The organism is Desulfovibrio sp. ZJ369 (assembly GCF_011039085.1).
Classification (GTDB): Bacteria; Desulfobacterota; Desulfovibrionia; order Desulfovibrionales; family Desulfovibrionaceae; genus Desulfovibrio.
Genome location: NZ_JAAKEI010000089.1, coordinates 1 through 2,592, shown reverse-complemented (window position 1 = coordinate 2,592; position 2,592 = coordinate 1). Strand labels below are relative to the sequence as shown.

The 2,592-nt window shown below is 56.8% G+C and carries 4 protein-coding genes, 1 other RNA gene and 1 pseudogene; all 6 read right to left on the bottom strand.

What is annotated here, in order from left to right; translation table 11 throughout:
* Positions 1-134 (bottom strand): annotated as a pseudogene (locus tag G7Y51_RS13920) (conjugal transfer protein TraL); the annotation flags it as partial.
* A 7-nt stretch (positions 135-141) separates the two neighbouring features.
* Entirely contained in the window at positions 142-456 is a 315-nt protein-coding gene (locus G7Y51_RS13345) for a TraK family protein (RefSeq protein WP_165178231.1), read from the bottom strand.
* Positions 443-1,603 (bottom strand): helix-turn-helix domain-containing protein, encoded by a 1,161-nt coding sequence (locus tag G7Y51_RS13340; RefSeq protein WP_206214353.1) that lies wholly within the window; start codon positions 1,601-1,603, stop codon positions 443-445. The genes G7Y51_RS13345 and G7Y51_RS13340 overlap by 14 nt, the downstream gene beginning before the upstream one ends.
* Positions 1,604-1,826: 223 nt before the next feature.
* Entirely contained in the window at positions 1,827-2,057 is a 231-nt protein-coding gene (locus G7Y51_RS13335) for a hypothetical protein (protein ID WP_241159690.1), read from the bottom strand.
* Positions 2,058-2,072: 15 nt separating this feature from the next.
* Positions 2,073-2,137, bottom strand: an RNA gene (locus G7Y51_RS13330) — hammerhead ribozyme type II.
* Positions 2,138-2,152: 15 nt separating this feature from the next.
* Positions 2,153-2,290, bottom strand: coding sequence for a hypothetical protein (locus G7Y51_RS13325; protein WP_165070961.1), 138 nt, complete (start codon positions 2,288-2,290; stop codon positions 2,153-2,155).
* Positions 2,291-2,592 lie beyond the last annotated feature (302 nt).

Genomic DNA, 2,592 nt, shown 5'->3' with positions numbered 1-2,592 from the left:
GTGGCGTTTACCGGGTCCGTGTCGTAGGCCAGGATCTCTTTTTTGAAATGCCGGAGAGCCTGGTACAGCATCACGGCGATCATGGATTTTCCCACTCCGCCCTTCCCTTGCAGTATAAAATGAATTGTGGCCATGTATGTCTCACTCTCCAGTCAGCAAGTCAGAAAGAGGAACTGCGTTTTTGCCGTCAAATGCCTGAGCACCATTGGCGCTCACCCTTGGAGGGGCCGTGCCGGCAGGAGGCGTCCGTGCTGCCGCTTCTTCAGCTTCGGGCTTCGGGCGGCTACGGGTATGCACGTAATTGCGGAACGCGCTGTAGCTCATACTGATTTTTCCCGCTTCCTTGAGCCGGTCATAGGCGCTGGCGTATGTGTGCCCCTGGTTCAGCAAGGCCATGACATCTTCGCGCACGGCAAAAAATTCAACCCGCGCCAAGCCGGGTCTAAGCCGAGGCATGGACACCTCGTTGCCAGTTCTGGAGGAATACAAAAGCGTCCATCATACCACGGCCCTTCACGTCGCCCGCCGAGGGGGCTTTGCCCTTCCGGAACAGCAACGACCAGAGGCCCCAGGCAGGGCCGCTCTTCCCGCCGTCGGCAAAGCAGGAAAGGAATTTCTCGAAAACGGGGCGCGCTTCTGCCAGGGACGGATCAGCACCATGCCGATCCCCCAGGCGTTCCAGGCAGCGCCGGATCTGTTCGGCTTTTTCAGGAGAAGCGGACGGCGCGACAGGGACGCCAGAGGAAGAAGCAAGAGGAACGGCGGCTTCATCTTCCCAGCGTCGGCCACGCAGCCAGTTCGCCAGATGGGGAACAAAGCGGCCGTGCTCCCGGTTCCAGGCCGTGGAGGAACGAAAGCGATCCAGGGCCGCCAGCAAAATATCCAGGGCTGGCAGCGCGCCGCGCCGCCAGAGCTGATGCCATACGGCGCGGGCCGATTCTTTGGCCTCCTTGCGCGGGTAGGCCGCATAAAGGCGCTCAAAGAGCGCATTGGCCGTCTGGAACGCCGATGTGTTGCCTTTCTGCTTTTTCCGGGGAAAAGAATCCCCCCACCCGCCAGCTTTGGAGGCTGTGACGGGCGTTGTGCTGGGAAGCGGAGTGCGAGCGGAGGGGGGTGTCTCGCGTCTTGCCGACGAGTGGGGGGAAAGGGGGGGAATAATACTCTTATTACTCTTATATATGGGCGAAGAATTTTCGCCTCCCATGCGTCGATTTTTCGCATGGCATGACGAAAATTCTTCGCCCTTTTCGTTACCGTCGTCATTGTCATCCATGGCGGCTCTCTCCTGGGCGATGAAGAAGAGAACCCGCTGGCTGAGAAGCAGACGGTAGACGTTACGGCCGTCCTCCTGTTGTTCAATACTGATGTATTCGAGGGCGGCAAGTGCGCGAAGATAGTGCTGTATGGAACGCACGGAACATTTGCAGAGTCTGGCCAGAGTGGCCTGCGAGGAGCGGCAGACGCCCCCCTTGTAGGCCTTGCGGAACAAAGTCAGATAAAGCAAGGTCGGCCCGTCCGAAACGGCCTTGTCAAAACAGATGAACTCGCCGAAAAATTTGTCTGACACCCGCAGGAAGTATGCGGAAGGATTCAGGGTTTCCATGCTTCACCGCCCTCTTTTTGTGTGGCGGGAAAAAGGCAAAAAAGGAGCCCCCCAGGCTTGACGCCGGTTTCTATTGCGGGTATTCTCACATCAGTGTTTTTTGAGTGAGTCCCGCGAGGGCGGCCGCGTATTGTGATTGCAGTCACAGTGCGCGGTTTTCTTTTGGCTTTTCCCTTAGTTCATATATTCCGTAGCCTCAGCTCGTTGTAATGCCAGAGAGAAATCAGGCCGACGCCGCCAGCGCCGTCACCGGATACTGTGCGGCCAGGGTCTGCTGCATCTGGGGAGAAAGCAGATGCCTGAACTTCTGAGCCACGCGGACGAGGGCGCGTTCCTGCGCCTTGTCCATTTCCTCTTCCATGATCTGCATGATGTATCGCTTCACCGCTGGATCCGTGGATTCGTAAATATCATCCAGCAGCAATACACCCGTACTTTCCTGATGCCTCTTCATATTTTTGTCCTCCTGATCGGGCTGCTCATCAGGCCGGGGCCGCCACGCCCCGACAACCGCCCAGGCGGGCGGTTTCGCTTTAGATAAAAATTCCATTACAGCTCAGACACCAGAACCTCTTCCGTGAAAGCGCCCAGAGCGTCCGCCAGATCAGGATCGAGCGGTACGGCAAAGCCTTCCTGAGCCTGGGTAAAGGCATCCGAGGCTACAGCGTTCATCACTTCCTTGGGCATTCCTTCCTCCTGCTAAAATAGGGTTGACAGGGTAATGTAAGCCGTTTTTTGCTGTTTCGCATTCAAGTAACAGCGCAAAGCTATTGACAGCCGTGGCTTTTGGATAAGAAAAATGCCGCTGGCAAAAACTGCGGATCGTGCGAAGCAGAGGAGAGGAGACAAAAAAGCCCTTTTCGGCCTGGAGGAACCAGAACCGGAAAGGGCTTATGAGGTGGGCGGGCCGGAAAAAAGCAAAAAGCGTAGAAATATGCCCTGAAGGCACATTGCTACGCTTGTAATTTGCTTGGCGTCCCCAAGGGGAT

Bases quoted from the DNA above. Each gene is read 5' to 3' on its own strand.
- G7Y51_RS13345 (WP_165178231.1), bottom strand. From the start codon at position 456: ATGCCTCGGCTTAGACCCGGCTTGGCGCGGGTTGAATTTTTTGCCGTG.
- G7Y51_RS13340 (WP_206214353.1), bottom strand. From the start codon at position 1,603: ATGGAAACCCTGAATCCTTCCGCATACTTCCTGCGGGTGTCAGACAAA.
- G7Y51_RS13335 (WP_241159690.1), bottom strand. From the start codon at position 2,057: ATGAAGAGGCATCAGGAAAGTACGGGTGTATTGCTGCTGGATGATATT.
- G7Y51_RS13325 (WP_165070961.1), bottom strand. From the start codon at position 2,290: ATGCCCAAGGAAGTGATGAACGCTGTAGCCTCGGATGCCTTTACCCAG.